The organism is Nonomuraea rubra (assembly GCF_014207985.1).
GTDB lineage: Bacteria > Actinomycetota > Actinomycetes > Streptosporangiales > Streptosporangiaceae > Nonomuraea > Nonomuraea rubra.
In genome coordinates, this window is record NZ_JACHMI010000001.1 from 11,600,240 (window position 1) to 11,617,999 (window position 17,760).

The 17,760-nt window shown below is 71.2% G+C and carries 24 protein-coding genes; 12 read left to right on the forward strand and 12 right to left on the reverse strand.

Translation table 11 applies throughout. The annotated features are described in order from the left end of the window. Position 1 precedes the first annotated feature (1 nt). On the reverse strand, positions 2–505 hold the full coding sequence (locus HD593_RS53035) for an O-acetyl-ADP-ribose deacetylase (RefSeq protein WP_185110420.1): 504 nt from the start codon (positions 503–505) through the stop codon (positions 2–4). Positions 506–604: 99 nt separating this feature from the next. Between HD593_RS53035 and HD593_RS53040 the strand changes: the two genes are divergently transcribed. The 5 genes from HD593_RS53040 to HD593_RS53060 all read left to right on the forward strand — a co-directional run bounded on the left by HD593_RS53040 (position 605) and on the right by HD593_RS53060 (position 3,325). Further along, positions 605–961 (forward strand): BlaI/MecI/CopY family transcriptional regulator, encoded by a 357-nt coding sequence (locus tag HD593_RS53040; RefSeq protein ID WP_080043346.1) that lies wholly within the window; start codon positions 605–607, stop codon positions 959–961. Then, positions 958–1,863, forward strand: a complete 906-nt coding sequence (locus tag HD593_RS53045) for a M56 family metallopeptidase (RefSeq protein WP_185110421.1) — start codon at positions 958–960, stop codon at positions 1,861–1,863. The genes HD593_RS53040 and HD593_RS53045 overlap by 4 nt, the downstream gene beginning before the upstream one ends. A 60-nt stretch (positions 1,864–1,923) precedes the next feature. Beyond that, positions 1,924–2,415 carry a helix-turn-helix domain-containing protein gene (locus HD593_RS53050; protein ID WP_185110422.1) on the forward strand — a complete coding sequence of 164 codons (492 nt, stop codon included), beginning with the start codon at positions 1,924–1,926 and terminating at the stop codon, positions 2,413–2,415. 3 nt (positions 2,416–2,418) lie between these two features. Further along, positions 2,419–2,835 (forward strand): hypothetical protein, encoded by a 417-nt coding sequence (locus tag HD593_RS53055; RefSeq protein WP_185110423.1) that lies wholly within the window; start codon positions 2,419–2,421, stop codon positions 2,833–2,835. 121 nt (positions 2,836–2,956) lie between these two features. Next, positions 2,957–3,325, forward strand: a complete 369-nt coding sequence (locus HD593_RS53060; protein WP_185110424.1) for a DUF2516 family protein — start codon at positions 2,957–2,959, stop codon at positions 3,323–3,325. Between the two features lie 3 nt (positions 3,326–3,328). On the opposite strand, the gene HD593_RS53065 is transcribed toward HD593_RS53060, so the two are convergent. After that, positions 3,329–3,952, reverse strand: coding sequence for an SGNH/GDSL hydrolase family protein (locus tag HD593_RS53065; RefSeq protein ID WP_185110425.1), 624 nt, complete (start codon positions 3,950–3,952; stop codon positions 3,329–3,331). A 40-nt stretch (positions 3,953–3,992) separates the two neighbouring features. On the opposite strand from HD593_RS53065, the gene HD593_RS53070 reads away from it, so the two are divergent. Then, on the forward strand, positions 3,993–4,727 hold the full coding sequence (locus HD593_RS53070) for an alanyl-tRNA editing protein (protein WP_185110426.1): 735 nt from the start codon (positions 3,993–3,995) through the stop codon (positions 4,725–4,727). Here the strand turns inward: HD593_RS53070 and HD593_RS53075 are convergent. Next, positions 4,724–5,635 (reverse strand): TetR/AcrR family transcriptional regulator C-terminal domain-containing protein, encoded by a 912-nt coding sequence (locus HD593_RS53075; RefSeq protein ID WP_185110427.1) that lies wholly within the window; start codon positions 5,633–5,635, stop codon positions 4,724–4,726. The genes HD593_RS53070 and HD593_RS53075 overlap by 4 nt on opposite strands. Positions 5,636–5,743: 108 nt before the next feature. Between HD593_RS53075 and HD593_RS53080 the strand changes: the two genes are divergently transcribed. Both HD593_RS53080 and HD593_RS53085 read left to right on the forward strand, forming a co-directional pair. Then, on the forward strand, positions 5,744–6,826 hold the full coding sequence (locus HD593_RS53080; RefSeq protein WP_185110428.1) for an FAD-dependent monooxygenase: 1,083 nt from the start codon (positions 5,744–5,746) through the stop codon (positions 6,824–6,826). 27 nt (positions 6,827–6,853) lie between these two features. Then, positions 6,854–8,461 carry a DUF2207 domain-containing protein gene (locus tag HD593_RS53085; RefSeq protein WP_246547225.1) on the forward strand — a complete coding sequence of 536 codons (1,608 nt, stop codon included), beginning with the start codon at positions 6,854–6,856 and terminating at the stop codon, positions 8,459–8,461. Positions 8,462–8,469: 8 nt separating this feature from the next. Here the strand turns inward: HD593_RS53085 and HD593_RS53090 are convergent, their stop codons facing one another. After that, positions 8,470–9,321 (reverse strand): TIGR03619 family F420-dependent LLM class oxidoreductase, encoded by an 852-nt coding sequence (locus HD593_RS53090; RefSeq protein ID WP_185110429.1) that lies wholly within the window; start codon positions 9,319–9,321, stop codon positions 8,470–8,472. A 131-nt stretch (positions 9,322–9,452) separates the two neighbouring features. Here HD593_RS53090 and HD593_RS53095 point away from each other — a divergent pair, with 131 nt between their 5' ends. Then, positions 9,453–9,875 carry a DNA-binding protein gene (locus HD593_RS53095; RefSeq protein ID WP_185110430.1) on the forward strand — a complete coding sequence of 141 codons (423 nt, stop codon included), beginning with the start codon at positions 9,453–9,455 and terminating at the stop codon, positions 9,873–9,875. Positions 9,876–9,880: 5 nt separating this feature from the next. Here HD593_RS53095 and HD593_RS53100 read toward each other — a convergent pair whose 3' ends face one another. Continuing rightward, positions 9,881–10,789 carry an asparaginase gene (locus HD593_RS53100; protein WP_185110431.1) on the reverse strand — a complete coding sequence of 303 codons (909 nt, stop codon included), beginning with the start codon at positions 10,787–10,789 and terminating at the stop codon, positions 9,881–9,883. A gap of 62 nt (positions 10,790–10,851) precedes the next feature. On the opposite strand from HD593_RS53100, the gene dtd reads away from it, so the two are divergent. Next, positions 10,852–11,277, forward strand: coding sequence for a D-aminoacyl-tRNA deacylase (gene dtd / locus HD593_RS53105; RefSeq protein ID WP_185110432.1), 426 nt, complete (start codon positions 10,852–10,854; stop codon positions 11,275–11,277). A 176-nt stretch (positions 11,278–11,453) separates the two neighbouring features. Here dtd and ygfZ read toward each other — a convergent pair whose 3' ends face one another. From ygfZ to HD593_RS53125, 4 genes are all read right to left on the reverse strand, one after another. Beyond that, positions 11,454–12,392, reverse strand: a complete 939-nt coding sequence (gene ygfZ, locus HD593_RS53110) for a CAF17-like 4Fe-4S cluster assembly/insertion protein YgfZ (RefSeq protein WP_185110433.1) — start codon at positions 12,390–12,392, stop codon at positions 11,454–11,456. A 42-nt stretch (positions 12,393–12,434) separates the two neighbouring features. After that, positions 12,435–12,848: a Fur family transcriptional regulator gene (locus HD593_RS53115; RefSeq protein WP_185110434.1), complete on the reverse strand. Its 414-nt coding sequence runs from the start codon at positions 12,846–12,848 to the stop codon at positions 12,435–12,437. A gap of 281 nt (positions 12,849–13,129) precedes the next feature. Beyond that, complete coding sequence (locus tag HD593_RS53120; RefSeq protein ID WP_185110435.1) at positions 13,130–13,426, reverse strand: DUF2470 domain-containing protein; 297 nt, start codon at positions 13,424–13,426, stop codon at positions 13,130–13,132. Positions 13,427–13,430: 4 nt separating this feature from the next. Then, complete coding sequence (locus tag HD593_RS53125) at positions 13,431–13,919, reverse strand: heme-binding beta-barrel domain-containing protein (protein WP_185110436.1); 489 nt, start codon at positions 13,917–13,919, stop codon at positions 13,431–13,433. 62 nt (positions 13,920–13,981) lie between these two features. Between HD593_RS53125 and HD593_RS53130 the strand changes: the two genes are divergently transcribed. Both HD593_RS53130 and HD593_RS53135 read left to right on the forward strand, forming a co-directional pair. Continuing rightward, positions 13,982–14,344 carry a DsrE family protein gene (locus tag HD593_RS53130; protein WP_185110437.1) on the forward strand — a complete coding sequence of 121 codons (363 nt, stop codon included), beginning with the start codon at positions 13,982–13,984 and terminating at the stop codon, positions 14,342–14,344. Between the two features lie 33 nt (positions 14,345–14,377). Beyond that, positions 14,378–14,644 (forward strand): hypothetical protein, encoded by a 267-nt coding sequence (locus HD593_RS53135; protein ID WP_185110438.1) that lies wholly within the window; start codon positions 14,378–14,380, stop codon positions 14,642–14,644. Here the strand turns inward: HD593_RS53135 and HD593_RS53140 are convergent. Genes HD593_RS53140 through HD593_RS53150 form a run of 3 tightly spaced genes read right to left on the reverse strand, consistent with a single transcriptional unit; the run spans position 14,628 to position 17,697 of the window. Continuing rightward, on the reverse strand, positions 14,628–15,716 hold the full coding sequence (locus HD593_RS53140) for a YihY/virulence factor BrkB family protein (RefSeq protein WP_185110439.1): 1,089 nt from the start codon (positions 15,714–15,716) through the stop codon (positions 14,628–14,630). The genes HD593_RS53135 and HD593_RS53140 overlap by 17 nt on opposite strands. Positions 15,717–15,761: 45 nt before the next feature. Then, complete coding sequence (locus HD593_RS53145) at positions 15,762–16,478, reverse strand: type 1 glutamine amidotransferase (RefSeq protein ID WP_185110440.1); 717 nt, start codon at positions 16,476–16,478, stop codon at positions 15,762–15,764. After that, positions 16,468–17,697, reverse strand: a complete 1,230-nt coding sequence (locus tag HD593_RS53150) for a MurT ligase domain-containing protein (RefSeq protein WP_185110441.1) — start codon at positions 17,695–17,697, stop codon at positions 16,468–16,470. Before HD593_RS53150 ends, HD593_RS53145 begins: the two co-directional genes overlap by 11 nt. Between the last annotated feature and the right edge of the window lie 63 nt (positions 17,698–17,760).

Genomic DNA, 17,760 nt, shown 5'->3' on the forward strand with positions numbered 1-17,760 from the left:
GCTAGAGGCGCGCCTCGAAGGCGGCGTACGCGGCGGCGTCGAACAGCACGAACCGCACGTCCTCCACCTGGGCGCCCGCCGTCCGGACCGTCTCCAGGGCGATCCGGGCGGCGTCGTCCATGGGCCAGCCGTAGAGGCCGGTCGAGATCGCGGGAAAGGCCACCGAGGCGGCGCCCAGCGTGTCGGCCACGCGCAGCGACTCGCGGTAGCAGGAGGCCAGCAGCCCGGACCGGTCCTCCGAGGCGGAGTGGACGGGGCCGACCGTGTGGATCACCCACCGGGCGGGCAGCCGCCCGGCCGTGGTCGCCACGGCCTGACCGGCCGGCAGGCCCTTGCCGTAGTGGCCGGCGCGCAGCTTCCTGCACTCCGACAGGATCTCGGGGCCGCCCCGGCGGTGGATGGCGCCGTCCACGCCTCCGCCGCCCAGCAGGGAGGAGTTGGCGGCGTTGACGACGGCGTCGACCCGCTGCTCGGTGATGTCGCCTTGGACCAGCGTGAGCTTCATCTCACTCAGCCTGTCAGCCGGCGGTTTCCCGCGCGAATCGGGGGGCGTCTTCGCCACCCGGATGCCAGCTCGACGCGTTGTAGAGCTACCCTGAAGGGCGTGAAGGGTCTTGGCGAGCTTGAACGCAGCATCATGGACATCCTCTGGGCGGAGAGCAACGCGCTGACCGCCCGCGAGGTCGGCAGGCTGATTGCCGACCGCGACCTGGCCCCCACCACGGTCATGACCGTTCTCGACCGTCTCACCCGCAAGGGTTTCCTCGAGCGCACCCGTGACGGGCGCGCATGGCGGTACCAACCGGCGGAAAGCCGCGACGCATACATCGCTGAGCTTATGCTGGAGGCGTTGGACCTGACGGGTGACCGCTCGGCCGCCCTGACCCGCTTCGCCCAGGCCGTGTCGGGCACGGAGGCGGAGATCCTGCGCAGAGCCCTTACGGAGCTGGAGGAAGAGTGATCACGGCAGCGGCGCTGGCAGCGCTCGCCACGGCGTGCGCGGTCGGCTCCTGGCGTTTCACCACGGCCCGGTGGACCTCACGCGCCCCCCGGCTGGCCATCATTCTCTGGCAGTCCCTCGGCGTGTGCTGGGGCCTGGCCACCACGGGCGCGATGCTCGCCTTCGCCGTGCAGCCGTACGACGTGGGGATCCTGCCCGGTCTGATCGCGTTCGCGCAGGGTGTGGCGCCGCCGCAGGCGTGGGACGCGCTGCACGTGCTGGCCCTGATCGCGGGGCTCACCGCGCTGACGGTGCTGGTCGCGGTGCTGCTCACCGCGGGCGTGCAGGCGTTGCGCGCCCGTCGCAGGCACCGCATGTTGCTGGCGCTGATCTCGCACGACGATCCCGGCGTGCCCGGCGTGCGGGTGCTGGCCCACCCCAGCGCCGCCGCGTACTGCGTGCCGGGGCTGCGCTCGCAGGTCGTGGTCAGCGAGGGCGCGCTCAAGCTGCTGTCGGAGGACGAGCTGGCCGCCGTGCTCGCGCACGAGGCCGCCCACGTACGCGAGCGGCACGACCTGGTGCTGCTGCCGTTCGCCGCGCTGCGCAGGGCGCTGCCCTGGTCGAGGGTGGTGGCCGACGCGCAGGCGCAGGTCGAGCTGCTGGTCGAGATGGCGGCCGACGACCGCGCCCGCCGCTACTGCTCGCCGCGCCGGCTGGCCACGGCGCTGCTCAGGTTCGGCACCGCGGGGGCCATGCCGACGCCCCACGGGATGCTGGGCGTGCACGTCCACAACGTCATGGCCAGGGTCGATCGCCTGATCAAGCCCGCTCCCGAGCTGGCCACGTCCGTCCGTTACGGCTTCATCGCGCTGTCTGTGACGTTGGTCACCGCCGCACCCGTCCTGTGGGTTTTCCAGCTCTGATGCTTGCTGGTGTTAATCACCGCGTTTGCAATTGCAAGCACCGCGCGGCAGACTGTGGGCATGGCACTACCCAAAGTCGGCTCGATCGGTGAGTACATCCGCGAGCAGCGGCAGCAAGCGAAGATCTCGCTGCGCCAGCTCGCCGCGGCTGCGGGGGTCTCCAACCCCTATCTGAGCCAGATCGAGCGCGGCCTGCGCAAGCCGAGCGCGGAGATCCTCAACCAGATCGCCAAAGGTCTGCGCATCTCCTCGCAGGCGCTCTACGTGCAGGCGGGCCTCATCGAGGACCGCGAGCCGCCCAGCGACGTGATCACCGCGATCAGGGCCGACGCTCATCTCAGCGAACGGCAACGCCAGGTGCTGATCGATATCTACGAGTCGTTCCGCAAGGAGAAGCACGCCGAGGACGAGCAGACCTCCCAGAACGCCCGCCCCCGGCATGACTCCGATTCGGACGACGCGCCGCTGCCCGAGGAGTTTCTCGCCGCTCTTGAGCCCTATGCGGCGACCTCACGCAACGGCAACGTCACCCAGGAAACCAAGGAAGGTTAACCCATGACGCTCGCCACCGAGGTCAAGAAGCTCACCGAGTCCAAGCCGTTCTACGCCGTCGCCGGTGCCGGCGACTTCGCCGTGGAGAAGCTGCGCGAGCTGCCTGAGCAGCTCTCCAAGCTGCAGTCGCGGCGCTCCGAGCTCGCCACGGACCTGCCGGTCAAGGTTCGCGAGTACGCCGACAAGGCCGAGGGCTTCGCCCGCGACCTGCCCGAGAAGGCCCGCGAGTACGCCGACCAGCTCACCCACAGGGCCACCGAGGTCTACGAGGACTTCGCCACGCGCGGCCGCAAGGTCGTCAGCAAGACGACCGGCACCGCCGCGCTGGAGCTCGAAGAGGTCTCGGAGGCCGCCGAGCCGGCCGTCGCCGAGCCCGTGGAGCCGGTCAAGAAGACCCGTTCCACCAAGGCCCAGGCCTGACGCACGTCCACGGCCCGTCTCCCGCAGGGAGGCGGGCCTTTCCGTTCGGGGGTGCCCGCATGTCGGGGGCGCCTATTAGGCTGAAGCCGTTTGCATCGCGGCGTTGGGCGGAGACGACTACATGGACATGATCAACGGGGTCTTCAACCTCCTCTTCCTGGTGCTCGCCGTGGCCATTTTCGGCATGTCGATCTACGCGCTCGTGCACGCGCTCCGGGTGCCGGCCAACGCGTTCGTCTCGGCGGGCAAGCTGCAGAAGAACCTGTGGCTGCTGATCCTCGGTCTCGCCACGTTGTTCTCGGCCGCGGGCGCGTTGAGCTACTTCCAGGCCTTCATGGTGGTCGGCGGCGCCCAGTTCATCGGCATCGGCCTCGGGCTGTTCTCCATCGCGGCCGTCATCGCGGCCACGATCTACATCGTCGACGTCAAGCCCGCCGTCAAGGGCATGGGCGGCGGCCGGGGCAGCAGCGGCCCGTACGGCCCCTGGTAGAGATCACCTCAGCTCGGCCGCCAGCCAGGCGGCCAGGCCCTCGTGCCCGGCGAGCGTGGGATGCACGCCGTCGGGCAGCACCGCGTCCCTGGGCCAGGTCCCGCGCATCGGGTCGAGGAACGACACCTTCCCGGCCCTGGCCGCCTCCGCCACGGCGTCGCGCACCCCGTACGCCTTCTTCGGCGGCTCCCCCATCCAGATGGGGCCGACCACCACCGTCCTGGTCTCGGGCCAGTGCGCGCGCACCTCGGCCAGCAGGCTCGCGGCGGCCCCGCGCACCCGCTCGGGGCTCCAGCGGCGGTCGTTGTGGCCGCCCGAGATGACCAGCAGGTCGGGGGCCGGGCGCCAGGCCAGCTCCACCTCGAACGAGCGCTGGAACGTGCGGCCCGCCCGCCCCGCGTTGCAGAACCCGGTGCCGCCCGCGCCCGCGATGATCGGCTGCCAGCCCAGCAGGCGGGCGGTCTGCGAGGCGTACGTCTGCCACGGCGGGACCGGGCCCGACCCGACCGTGAAGCTGTCGCCCACGAACATCATCACCGGCGCCTGCCGCTCGGCGGGCGCCGGTTTCGCCGCGAACGCGCACGACGGCAGCCCCAGCACCGCGACGAGCACCACGACGCGTCTCATCAGGCCACGCATGACCACCTCAGGGCACTAGGCTGCCGACATGAGCACCGAACTCCACGGGCGCACCGAAAGACTGGAGCTGTCCGACCAGAGCCTGCGCGACTTCGAAGCCGTCGTCCTGGACGCCACGCCCGAGGGGATCGTGCTGAGCAGGTCGGCATTCTATCCGGGAGGGGGCGGCCAGCCGGCGGATCACGGGGTTCTGATCTGGCAGGGTGTCGAGACGCGCATCGTGGGGGTGCGCAAAGGTGACGATCTCTACCTGATCCCGGCCGAGGGCGACCCGATCCCGCCGGCCGGCACCACGGTGCGGGCCGCGGTGGCCGACGAGCGGCGTTCGGCCCTCATGCGTACGCACTCCGGCCTGCACGTGCTGTGCGGGGTGGTCTTCCGCGACTACGGCTGCCTGGTCACCGGCGGCAACATGGACGAGCTCAGCGCCCGCATGGACTTCAACCTGCCCGAGGTGCCCCCCGGGTTCAAGGAGGCCGTGGAGGACGCCTGCAACGCCGAGATCCTCGCCGACCGGCGCATCGACGTGCGGGTGCTGCCCAGGGCCGAGGCGTTCACCATCCCCGACATCATCCGCACGGCCACCAACCTGGTGCCGGAGACCGTCGAGGACGTGCGCATCGTCGACATCGTGGGCCTGGACACGCAGGCCGACGGCGGCACCCACGTGGCCTCCACCAAGCAGATCGGGCGGATCAAGGTCGCCAAGATCGAGAGCAAGGGCCGCGGCTTCCGCCGCCTGCGCATCCAGATCTCCGACTAGCGGGGCTCGACCAGCCTGGCCAGCCCGTCGAGCAGCGAGCGCAGCCCGAACTCGAAGAGCCGGTCGAGGTCGAGGTCGAACTCGCCCAGCTCGTCGAGCAGCTGCGAGAAGGCCGGGTTGGCCGCCTTGACGTCGCCCAGGAACGCCTCCTGGCCGGTCATCCACTCCTCGTCCGTGATGCCGGTGTCCGCCCTGGCCCGCTGCTCCAGCTCGATGTGGGCGGCGATGCCCTGCACGAAGCTGTAGATGAGGATCATCACGTACATCCGGGTCGCGGCGTCAAGCCCGGTGCCCTGCAGCACCTCCATGACGAACTCCGAGTGCTGGAGCAGGGCCTCCGAGGGCACCGGCCGGGTCAGCGGGGTGGCCCCGGCCATCCAGGGGTGCGCCCGGTAGGCGGCCCACTGCACGCGCGCCGAGGTCTCCAGCCGCGCACGCCAGCCTTCCGGACGCTCCTCGGGCAGCGGGAACTCGGCGAACGCCGCGTCCACCATGAGCATGACCAGGTCGTCCTTGCCGCCCACGTGCCGGTAGAGGGACATGGTGGCCGCTCCGAGCCGGCCGGCCACGGCTCGCATCGTCAGCTCTGACAGCCCCTCCGCGTCGGCGATCTCGATGGCCGCCCGTACGACGCGGCGCCGGGTCAGCTCGTGCTCCGCCGTCGCGCCCGGCCGGGGTCTGGACGGGGTGCCGGGCCGCTCCGCCACCACCGTGCCCACGCGCGGCTCGGCCACCACGGCGCCGTCGCGCGCCAGCAGGGTCAGCGCCTTGGCCGCCGTGGCCAGGGCGACGTTCCAGTCTCTGGCGAGTTGCCTGGTCGAGGGCACGCGCTCGCCGGGGCGGAGCCGGCCGTCGGCGATGCGCTGCTTGATGTCGGCTGCGATGCGGGCGTGGGGCGGGGTGTCCATCCATCCTCCTGTACTAGTACAGATCTTCCCACTATATCCTTGCCACCTGCTGTATGTACTACGTACATTCAGTTCTGCGTACAACGTCAACACACAGGGAGCGCAGTCATGAAGAAGGTTCTCGTCTCCGGCGCGAGCATCGGCGGCCCCGTCCTGGCGTACTGGCTGGGGCGGCACGGGTTCGACGTGACGGTGGTCGAGCGGGCGACCGCGCCTCGCAAGGGCGGGCAGGCGGTGGACATCAGGGGCGCGGCGCTGACGGTGGTCGAGCGGATGGGCGTGCTGGAGCGGGTCCGCGAGCTGCGCACCACCATGCGCGGCATGAACATGCTGGACGGCGACGGCAACGAGATCATGCGCAGCGAGGAGGAGACGCTCAGCGGCGGCCGGTTCGACAGCCCCGACGTCGAGATCATGCGGGACGACCTCAACCGCATCCTCCTGGACGCCTCGGCGGGCGCCCGCTACGTCTACGGCGACTCGATCGCCACGCTGGGCGAGGACGGCGAGGTGACGTTCGAGGGCGGGTGGAGCGACCGCTACGACCACGTCATCGGCGCAGACGGCCTGCACTCCAACGTGCGCAGGCTCGCCTTCGGCCCCGAGCAGCAGTTCCTGCACCACCTCGGCACCTACGTCTCCATCTACACCGCGGACAACTTCGCCGGCCTCGACCACTGGCAGACCTGGTTCAACGCCGGCGAGGCGGGCGGCGCGCTGTTCAGCGACCGCGACCCGGCCGAGATGCGGGTCAACCTCGGCTTCAGGTCCGGCGAGATCGACTACGACTACCGCGACCTCGACCAGCAGAAGCGGCTCATCCAGGAGCACTGCTCGCAGGTCTGGGAGGCGCCCAGGCTGCTGGAGGCGATGTGGAAGGCCGACGACTTCTACTTCGACTCGATGGCCCAGGTGAAGATGGAGCGCTGGACGAAGGGCCGGGTCGCGCTGGTGGGCGACGCGGGGTACTGCGCCTCGCCGCTGTCCGGGCAGGGCACGAGCCTGGCGCTGGTGGGCGCGTACGTGCTGGCGCAGGAGCTCGGCGCCGGCGGCGCGGACGCCTACGACAGGTACGAGCAGCGCATGCGCCCGTTCGTCGCCGCGAACCAGGCGCTGGCCCACGAGAACCCCGGCCAGGGCGCCGCACCGGAGAGCGTCCAGCGGGCGGCGAACAGCATCACTCTGAACTGACAGTACGAACCGATACGATTTGCCGCCATGGGTATCAGACTCACGATGGCCGCCCTGGCGGCCACCGCTCTGACGTTGTCCGCAACCCCCGCCGCTCTCGCAGCGGAGGCCGGGATAACGGACGAGGTCACGATGACCCTCGGCAAGGACGGCACCCTGCACGTGGTCGAGAAGATCAGCGGCGCGTCCGGGCAGCTCAAGCGCACGTTCATCACCCGGACGCGGTACGACGACAGCAACGACCGCCTCTACCAGATCTCGAACGTCAAGGGCGGCACCCTCGCCGGCGACGTGCTCACCGTGACGGGCCAGACCGTCGAGTACGACGTCAAGGGGGCGGTGACGACCTCGGGCGGCATCGAGGAGCTGCGCTGGTTCGCCGTGAACGGCTGGAACCAGCCGGTCGCCAAGGCCACGGTCAAGGTGACCGGCCCCGGCCAGGTCCAGAACCTGTCCTGCTTCGCCGGCGCGCTCACCTCGGCCATCGGCTGCACCTCGGCCTCCATGGACCACGGCGCCACGCAGGCCGACTTCGAGCAGGAGAACATCGCCTCCGACCAGGCCCTCACCGTCGTCGTCGGATACCCCGAGGGCTCCAGCAGCGGCAAGCCCATCCTGGAGAAGCGGTTCTCCCTGTCGGCCGCGTTCACGCTCGACACCGTCACCGGCGGCGCCCTGGCCGGGCTGCTGGTGCTGATGCTCGGCGGCGTCGCCCTGCTCTACTGGACGCGCGGCCGCGACGCGCGGGTCGCCGGCCACGAGAGCGGCAAGGTCGATCCGGTGCAGAACGGCCACTTCACCCCGCCCGACGGGGTGCGCCCCGGCCAGATCGGCACGCTGGTGGACGAGCAGGCCGACGTGGTGGACGTGACCGCCACCATCGTGGACCTCGCCGTCCGCGGCTACCTGCGCATCGACGAGCAGCCCAGGCAGGCGTACGACGCGCCCGACTGGATGCTCGTCAGGCTGCCGAACGCGCCGGTGAACGCGCTGCTGCCGTACGAGCTGGCGCTCTACCAGGCCATCTTCGACGGGCGTGACGCGGTGCTGCTGTCGCAGCTGTCCGGGTCGTTCGCGGCCCACCTCGGCAAGGTGCGCGACGCGCTCTACGCCGACGTGGTCAGGCAGGGCTGGTTCGCCCGCCGTCCCGACACCGAGCGCACCAGGTGGACCACGATCGGCGTGGTGCTCATCGGCGTGGGGCTGCTGGCCACGGTGGGGCTGGCCTGGTTCACCACGTACGGGCTGCTCGGCCTGGCCGTGGTCATCGCGGGCGGCGCGCTGGCGGCCGGCGGGCAGTACATGCCGGCCAAGACCGCCAAGGGGTCGGCGGCGCTGGCGCACACGATGGGCTTCCGGCAGTACCTGTTCTCCGGCGAGCTGGGGGACGTGCCCGAGCAGCACCGGGTGGAGCTGTTCTCGCGCTACCTGCCGTACGCGGTGATCTTCGACGGGGTGGAGCACTGGTCGCGGGTGGTGGCCTCCGTCACGGGCAACGGGCACCAGGCCGACAACCTGTACTGGTACCACGGGCCCGCGGAGTGGGACCTGTCGAAGTTCGCCGGCTCGATGCGCACGTTCACGCAGACGACGTCGGGCGCCATCTCCGCGACCCGCCAGTTCCGTTCGCTCTAGGATTCGCTCTAGAGGAAGAAGCGCTCGGCGAACGCCGACAGCTCCGCGCGCTGCTCGTCCGGCTCCGTGGTCGAAGGGCTGACGACGAGGCGGGTCACCCCCTGCGCGGCCAGCTCCTCGGCACGACCCTCGGGCATGTCGATCGCCCCGAAGCGGGTGTACTCCAGCGCGTCCGGGTCGCGGCCCGCCCCGGCGGCGGTGGTGCGCGCGAGCTCCCACAGCGCGGCCAGCTCCTCCGGGCGCAGCCTGCCGCCGGGGTAGAAGCCGTCGCCACGCAGGCCCGCCCGGCGGGCGGCCGCCCGGCTGGATCCGCCGACGTGGATCGGCAGCGTGGTGGCCCCGTGCGGCTTGGGGTAGCTGCAGAGGCCGTCCAGGTCGAAGAACTCCCCGGTGAAGCCGACGCCCTCCTCGCCGCCCGCCCAGAGCAGCCGCAGCACGTCGATCGCCTCGTCGGCGCGGCGGCCCCGGCCGGCGAAGTCGACCCCCACCGCCGCCGCCTCGCCCGGCAGGGCGCCGAGGCCCACGGTGAGCAGCCGCATCCTGCCCTTGGACAGCACGTCGATGGTGGCCAGCCGCTTGGCGAGGGTCACCGGGTGGTGGTACGGCAGCAGCAGCACGCCGGTGCCGAGCAGGATCCGCTCGGTGTGGGCGGCGACGAAGGTCAGGGCGTCGAGCGGGTCGGCGTACGGCAGCGTAGGCGGCAGCTCGAAGTGGCCGATCCTGGCGCCGGGGTACAGCACGATGTGCTCGGGGACGTACAGCGACTCGAACCCGCACTCCTCGGCCAGCCGGGCGAACGCGGCGAGTTTGTCAGGATCCACGCCGTGATGCGGCGTGCTGTAACTGATTCCGAACTTCATCTGCTGCTTCCTCGATCGGCACGGCGGGACGCCCGACCAGGCTAGAAGCTTGACACCGGCGTCAAGGAAGTGAACAACTTGTTCAAAACAAACCGTTGACAGCAGCGGTGTCGGTACACCATGGTGATCTCATGTCTTCCGAGCTCTTCAGCCCCCCGCAGGCCGAGCAGGCACGTGCGCAGCGCGTGTACGCGTCCCTGCACCGCATCGCCGAGCGGCACGCGGCCACCGACGAGCAGCGCCAGCGGCAGGTCCACCCGTCGGCCCTCGCGCCGCACGAGGCGGTCAGGCTCGTCACGTTCCTGCTCAGCGGGGCCGCGCGGCTGGACGACGGCGAGGCGGCGGTGGACCACGCCGACATCACCGCCGCGCTGAGCCTCGTCCCGCTGGTCCGCGGGGAGCTGGACGCGCTCGAAGCCTCGCTGCTCCAGCTCGCCCGCGGGCGGGACATGACCTGGCAGGACATCGCCTTCGGGCTCGGCCTCGGCACCCCGCAGGCCGCCAGGCAGCGCTACGAACGCCTCGCCGACCGCGTGGCCACCGACCCGGAGTAGGGGCTTCAGCGCACCCGGAGCTCGCCGACCGGCCGCCCGCCGCCCAGGACCGCCCCGGAGGCCAGCTCGGCCAGCTCGGGCGCGTCCAGGCCCAGCGAGCGCAGCGCCGCCACGGTGACGGGCACGCGGGCGCGCGTGCCACCGTCCTCGATCTTGACGGTGCCGGCGCGCCCGTCCTCGAACACGAACGCGTCGAACGCCTCCGCCCCCGCCTTCAGCATCAGCCCGGGCACCGCCCGCATCAGCCTGGCCTCCGCCCTGTCGGTGCCGGAGGTCCACTCGGGGTAGGTGCGCATGGCGTCGAAGATCTTGCGCTCGTACGCGTCCTCCGACGACATCGGGAACGCCCGGAACGCCTTGGTCACCCCCAGCATCGACACGAAGAACAGCGGCGCCCCGCACCCGTCCACCCCGGAGGCCGCCACCCGCTCCCCGGTCAGCTCCTCCACCGTCTCGCGGATCGCCCGCTGCAGCGGATGCGCCGGCTCCAGGTAGGTGCTCAGCGGCCAGTCGTTGGCCGCGCAGGTGGCCAGCATGGCGGCGTGCTTGCCCGAGCAGTTCATGTAGACGCGCCCGCGCTCGGTCACCGCGCGGTCGAACGGGTAGTCCTCGGGGCACTGCAGCGCCGACTCGTCCAGCCCGGCTCCCGCCAGGATCTTCCTGACGCCGTCCACGTGAAAGGGCTCGCCGGAGTGCGAGGCGCAGGCCAGCGCGAGCAGCTCGTCCTCCAGGCGCAGGCCGCTGCGGAGCATGCCCAGCGCCTGCAGCGGCTTCATCGACGACCGTGGCGAGGCCGGCACGTGCACCGCACCCCTGGTCTCGACCGGGCGGCCGGCCGCGTCCACGGTCAGCATGCGAGCCTGATGCGTGGACTCCACGAACCCGGACCGGACAACTTCCACAATCAACGACATTTCACATTCCCCTTTCGACATGAGTGTATGAAGCGTTTGGTGCTGGTCCAGAATGGGATGCCATGCGAGCAGTCGTACAGAGAGTCAGTTCGGCGTCGGTCGAGGTCGAGGGGCGCGTGGTCGGGGCGATCAGCGAGCCCGGCCTGCTCGTCCTGGTGGGGGTCACCCACACGGACACGCGCGCCGAGGCCGCCAAGCTCGCCGCCAAGCTGTGGGGGCTGCGCATCCTGCACGGCGAGAAGTCCTGCTCGGACGTGTCGGCGCCGCTCCTCGTGATCAGCCAGTTCACCCTGTACGGCGACGCCCGCAAGGGCCGCCGGCCCACCTGGCAGGCCGCTGCTCCCGGGGCGGTGGCGGAGCCGTTGGTGGAGGCGGTGGTGGGGGAGCTGCGGGGGTTGGGGGCCAGGGTGGAGACCGGGGTGTTCGGCGCTGACATGAAGGTGGCCCTCGTCAACGACGGGCCCATCACCCTCGTCCTGGACCTGTGACCCCGGGCGGCCGTACTCGTTGCACCGTGCGCGTTGCGCCGGCCACCACCGCACACCGTCCCGCCGGCCCGGCGCCGGTTGCGACGCGCCGCCCGCCCAGCGCGACGGGGGGCGCGGCACACGGCACGGCACGGGGGCGATGCCCGCCGGAGTTCAGCCCGGCGCGGTGAAGTTGATCAGCGGATGCGGCGGCGGAGGGAGGGGTCGATGGTGACGTTGCGGCCGGCGTCCGGCGGGACGATGACCTCCTGGGCGGCGGCGACCCCGCCCGCGAGCAGCGGCGCGTCCACCGGGACCGTGCGCTTGATCACCGCCAGCGCGATCGGGCCGAGCTCGTGGTGGCGGGCGGCCGAGCCGACGACGCCCACCTCCTGGCTCTCGAAGATCACGGGAGCGCCGTGCGCGGGCAGCGTGTCGACGCTGCCGTCCAGGTGCAGGAACACCAGGCGCCGCGGCGGGTGCCCCAGGTTGTGCACGCGGGCCACCGTCTCCTGCCCGCGGTAGCAGCCCTTGCTGAGGTGTACGGCCCCGCCGATCCAGCCCACCTCGTGCGGGATCGTCTTGTGGTCGGTCTCGAAGCCGAGCCGCGGCCGGTGCGCCTCGATGCGCAGGGCCTCGTACGCCCACAGCCCCGCCAGCGGCTTACCCAGGTGGTCGGCGAGCTCGGCGCGCGGCACCAGGAAGTCCTCCGTGGCGGTGGACAGCACGGCCAGGTCGTCGGCCGCCGACACCTCCACCCGCAGCATGAACCGCATGCGGTCGAGGTAGTCGATCAGGCTCTGCGCGGTGCCCGGCTCGACGTGGGCCAGGATGCTCACGCCGTCGTCGGTCAGCGTGAGGTGGTGCTGGACGCGGCCCTGCAGGTCGAGGTCGAGCGTCTGCGTCCATTCGCCCGGTTTGAGCGTGTCGAGCTTCTGCGAGGTGAGGTCGTTGAGCCATTTCAACCGGTCCGCGCCGGAGATGCGGATCACCTCGCGGTTGCTGCGGTCGACGACCGCTTCTCCCTTGACCAGCGCGCGCTGCTCGGCGAACAGGTCGCCGTAGTGCGCGGCTACGTCGGAGTCAGGGGCGTCCGCCGGAACGGCGCCGGGGAGGTCGAGCAGAGGGCTACGCATGTCTTCCAGGCTATCTGCACCGCCGGCACGGCTGTCCGGGGGCTAGCGGCAGTTGCGGCAGCGGCCGAAGACGGTCAGGTGGTGGACGTCGGCGACGAAGCCCAGCTCCTCGTCCAGCCCCTTGACCAGCCCCTCCGCCAGCTCGGGCCGCACCTCGAACACCTCGTCGCACCCCCGGCACACCAGGTGCACGTGGTCGGCCTCGGCCGCCAGGTGGTAGGTGGGGGCGCCGTGCCCGAGGTGGGTGTGGGTGACCATGCCGAGCTCTTCGAGCAGCTCCAGCGTGCGGTAGACGGTCGAGATGTTCACCCCGCGCGCCGTCTGGCGGACCTTGACGCAGATCTCCTCCGGCGTGGCGTGCTCCAGCTCCTTGACCGCCTCCAGGACGAGCTGGCGCTGGGGGGTGACCCGGTAGCCCTTGGCGCGGAGTTCCTCATGCCACTGCGTCTCGGTCATGCCTCCGATACTACGACCCGGCGATATTCACTTGCCCGTTTCGCGACGGACCGCATAGCTTCTTGAGTACGCGGAAAGGAGGTGGTCCGAATAATGGATAGTCATAGTCGGGCTAGCGAGGTGGTTGTCCGCTGACCTCGCGGACTGTTGTCTCGTGACGTGACGCGAATACGAGGCAACCACCGGGGCCCCTGGCAGCCGGAGGGCGGGACACCGGTCCCGACCATGGTCCATCCGGCCCGCCGCCACGGCGGAGTGTTGCCTGGGGCCCTTCTTCATTTTCAGTGCTCGCCGCGGGCCTGGAGGCCGAGCTTCTCGCACGCCTCGCGGTAGAGCCGCACGACGGCCTTGCGCACCTGGGCCCGCTCGGTAAGCGTCTCGCCCCAGGGCACGCGCACCCGCTCCCCGCCGTCGATCGTGAACGTGATCGCCTCGGCGTCGACGTCGCTGGTCAGCGCCGTCTTGGCCTCGGGCCGCCCGCCGAGCCCCCGTACGATGATCAGCCCGTCGTCGGCGTGGTCGTCATTCATGTGCCGCTTGATCGCCTCGATGGCGTCGGCGGTGAACGGCGTGCTCATCGGTTCAGGCCACCTTCTTCAGCTCTGCCGACATGTGGTCCGTGAGCGGGTGACCGACGGCCGCCATCTCGTACGCCCACATGAGGTTGCCGTTGACCAGGCCGTACAGGCGATGGCCCGCGGTGTACTCCTTGGCCGTGGCGGTGCGCGCCACCACGTCCGTACGCAGCTCGATCTTGTGGAAGACGACCTCGCCGATGTAGATCTCGACGATCCCGGTGGGGTGCGAGAGCACGACCTCGATCTGCCGGTCGGGCAGGGACCGCCAGTAGCCGGACTCCGTGGCCAGCGGCCTGACCCGGTTGCCGGCCTCGTCGAGCAGCCAGGTGCGGCTCACGTACGTCAGGAACGGTTTGCCGTTGTGCCCGAACTCGATCTCCTGGCCGAAGTTGAAGCTCTCGATCGTCGGGTAGCCGCCCACGCCGGCGCCTTCCCACCGCCCGAGCAGGAACGCGATGGGCTCCAGGTCGGGGTGCACCTCAGGTTCTTCCATGGTTCCCAAGCGTAGTGGCGTACCACGCCCGTACGGCCGCCCGCGGAGCTAGGGTGACGGATATGGCACGTTCACTGGTGATCAAGGTGACCGCTGGAGCCGACGCTCCCGAGCGCTGCAACCAGGCGTTCACGGTCGCGGCCGCCGCGCTCGCGAGCGGGGTATCCGTCTCGCTGTGGCTGACCGGCGAGTCGTCGTGGTTCGCGCTGCCCGGCCGGGCCAAGGAGTTCGCGCTGCCGCATGCCGCGCCGCTCGCCGACCTGCTCGACGCCGTGCTGGCGGCGGGCCGGGTGACGCTCTGCACGCAGTGCGCCGCGCGCAGGAACATCACCGTGGACGACCTCATCGAGGGGGTACGGATCGCGGGCGCGCCGGCGTTCGTCGAGGAAGTGACCGCGGAGGGCGTGCAGGCCCTGGTCTACTGATCTCGGCGGCATCGACCGCTTACGATGGTGATCGTGAGGACGATCGGTGCGATACGGACAAGGATCAACGCTGCCGGCCACTGGTACGGCAGGCAGATCAACGCCCACCCCATCGCCGCGCTGACGGTTCTCGGGGCGATCGCCGCGGTGTGCTTCTTCCTGCTCGCAGTCGCCATCTCCCTGGCGATGGGAGAGCAGCCCGTCACCTGGTGGCGGCATGCCAGGAACAGCGTGATGCAACTGCTCGTCTGGGTGGGTGTGGCACTCGTCGTACGCAGTCAGCTCAGGAAGCGTGGTTGACGTCGCCCCGGGCTCCTGAGCCGTCCTGGCGCCCCCGAGCGGGCCTTCTCCTGCGGAACAGGCCCCTGACCGCGCCGATCATCGCCGAGCCGACCTCTCCCACCAGGGGTTCGCGCTCCTCCGTAGCCGTCGGCCCCGAGTCGGGGTGCGCGGGCTCGACGCAGCCCGCGCGGCACGCTTCGAGCTGCGCCGCGAACGCCAGGCCCAGGAAGAGCGCGATCGAGCTGAGGAACGACCACAGCAGCAGCGCCATCACGGCGGTCAGCGGCCCGTACGTGGCGCCGAACGAGCTGTTGTACTCGGTGTAGGCCGCCAGGGCCAGCGTGAACAGCGTCCATAACCCCAGCGCCACCAGCGCCCCGGCGGCCAGCCACGTGTGGCCGGGCTGCCTGCGCCGGGGCGAGGCCCTGAACAGGGTGACCGTGGAGGCGAGGGCCAGCAGGAAGCCGATCGGCCAGCGGACGAGGGCGAAGGCCTGGCGGGCTCCGGCTCCCCAGCCGTACGTCTCGCTCAGGGCGTCGCCGAGCTCGCCGCCGCCCACCAGGACCGTGAAGCCGGTGATCATGCAGATCCCGGCGGTCAGCGCCAGCACGACCGCCCTGGCGTACTTGCGGTGGAACGGCCGGTCGCGCTCGACGCCGTAGATCCGGTTCGCTCCCCGCTCGAACTGCGCCATCGCCGAGGCGAGCGCGGCCAGCGTGGTGGCCAGGCCCAGCCAGAGGGCCAGCTCGTCCCTGGTGCCGTTCCCACCGGCGAGCACCTGCGCGACGGCCTCCGCGCCGCCGCCGGGCGCCAGCGCGCTCAGCGTCAGCCGCAGCACCCGGCCCAGCTCCTCCTGGTGGGTGACCGCGCTCAGGCCGACGACGGCGATGGCGCCGGGGATGATGGCCAGACAGATCTGGAACGCCAGGGCCCGCGAATGGCTCATGCCGTCGCCGTACCGGAACCTGGTGAACGAGTCGCGCACGAAGTGCCAGCCGCCGTACTTGCGCAGCGTCTCCCACGCGTCGTCGGCGGACAGCTCCTCCCCGCTCATCGAGCGGGTCTGGGGGACGGTGACCGTGGATCCCACGGCCGACGTTCTACCCCGCTTCGGGGCGATTCACGTCATCGGCCCTCAGGTGGACTGCAGCACCGTCGCCAGGCGTTCCTGGCGCAGCGCCTCGTAGCGGGAGTCGTCGAGCGGCGCCAGCTCGCCCACCCGCCACGACAGCAGCAGGTCCGCCAGCGCCGGGTTGCGCGCCAGCGCCGGCCCGTGCAGGTAGGTGCCCACGACGTGCCCCGCGTAGCAGCCCTCGAACCCGTCGCCGTTGCCCACGCCCTTGACCGTCCGCGACAGCGGCCGGACGCCGGGGCCCAGGTGGGTGACGCCCATGTGGTTCTCGAAACCGGTCAGCGTGGGCAGGTTGAGCGCGGCGTCCACCTCGGCCACCAGCTCGCCCACCGCCCGCGCGGGGCCGCGGGCGCTGGAGATGTCGAGCAGGCCCATGCCGTCGACCGGCTGGCCCTCCTCGCCGCCGAACGTGCTGCCCATGATCTGGTAACCGGCGCACACCGCCAGCATGGCCGCGCCGCGCGCGATGGCGCGGTGCAGGCCGCCGTCCCTGCGCAGGCGCTGGGCGGCCAGGATCTGCGGGCGGTCCTCGCCGCCGCCGATCAGGTAGATGTCGCCGGTCTCGGGGACCGGGTCGGCCGAGCGTACGTGGATCGTCTCGGTCTCGATCCCCCTGCGCTGCGCCCGCTGCTCCAGGACCAGCACGTTGCCCTGGTCACCGTACGTGCTCAGCAGGTCGGGGTAGATCCAGACGATGCGAAGGGCGCTGTCAGACGGCACGGCCGAACTCCGATCGGATCTGCTGGAAGGCGGTGTAGTTGGCGATCACGTCCACCCGCCCGGGCGGCTGCATGGCCAGCGCCTCCGTGAACGTGCCGCACAGCGTGAACGGCACGTCCGCCACGTCGAGCCGGAGCGCCAGGTCGAGGCGGCGCTCGCCGGTGACGAACACCGGGCGCCCGCGCAGGATGCGGTAGTCGACGTCCCACAACCACGAGGTGTCGCGCCCGTCGGGGCCCTGCGCGTTGACCGACAGGATGATCGGGAGCTGCGGGTCGGCGACGTCGAACGCCTCCAGCCAGCCCGCCGGGTTCTTGGCCAGCAGCAGCCGCGCGTGCCGGCCCTCGCGCTCGACGGTGGTGTAGCGGCCCGCCACCGAGGTGACCTCGCGCAGCCGGGGCAGCGCCCGCTCCACCGGCAGCCCGAACGCCTCGGCCACCGCCAGCGCCATCACCGCGTTGGAGCGGTTGGCCTGGCCGGGGAGCTGGATGTCGAGCAGCCAGCGCTGCCCGCGCGGGTCGATCACCGAGTCGTCGGCGACCACCCACTGCGGCTCCGGCCGGTGGAACGTGCACTCCCGGCACGCCCAGTCGGCGTCCTTGCGGTCGAGCGGGCCGCCGCACTCGGGGCAGCACCAGGAGTCTTCCTTCCACCGCTGGCCGCCCGCGACCCAGGTGACCTTGGCCGCCGTGGAGGCGCCCCAGGTGACGAGCGGGTCGTCGCAGTTGGCGATGACGTGGGTGGGCTTGCCGGACAGGGCCCTGCGCCACTTCTGCGCCAGCAGCCAGATCTCGGCGGCGCGGTCCATCTGGTCGCGGCTGAGGTTCATCAGGCAGACGAGGCCGGCGCCGGTCGGGGCGAGCACCTCGGGCAGATACTTCTCGTCCACCTCCAGCACACCGTAGGGGGCGCGCTTGTGCTGGGAGAGCGCGGAGACGTGGCCGGCGGGCATGTTGGCGCCGAACGCGTTCGTGGCCACCTCGCCGAACTCCAGCAGCGCCGAGGTGATCAACCTCGTGGTGGTGGTCTTGCCGTTGGTCGCACTGACCAGGGCCAGCTTGCGGTCGCGGGCCAGCTGGCGCAGGAGGTCGGGCTCGAGCAGCAGGCCGACCCGACCGCCGATCACCGAGCCGTCGCCACGCCCGGTCATCCTGGACAGCGTGGCGGCGCTGCGGCCCAGGGCACTGGCGAGCTGGGCCCGCAGAGGAAGCTGGGTCATGAGCAAGGATCCTAGTCGGCGTTGGCCCCAAGTCTGGAGACACGCGCGAAAACGCCCCTTTAC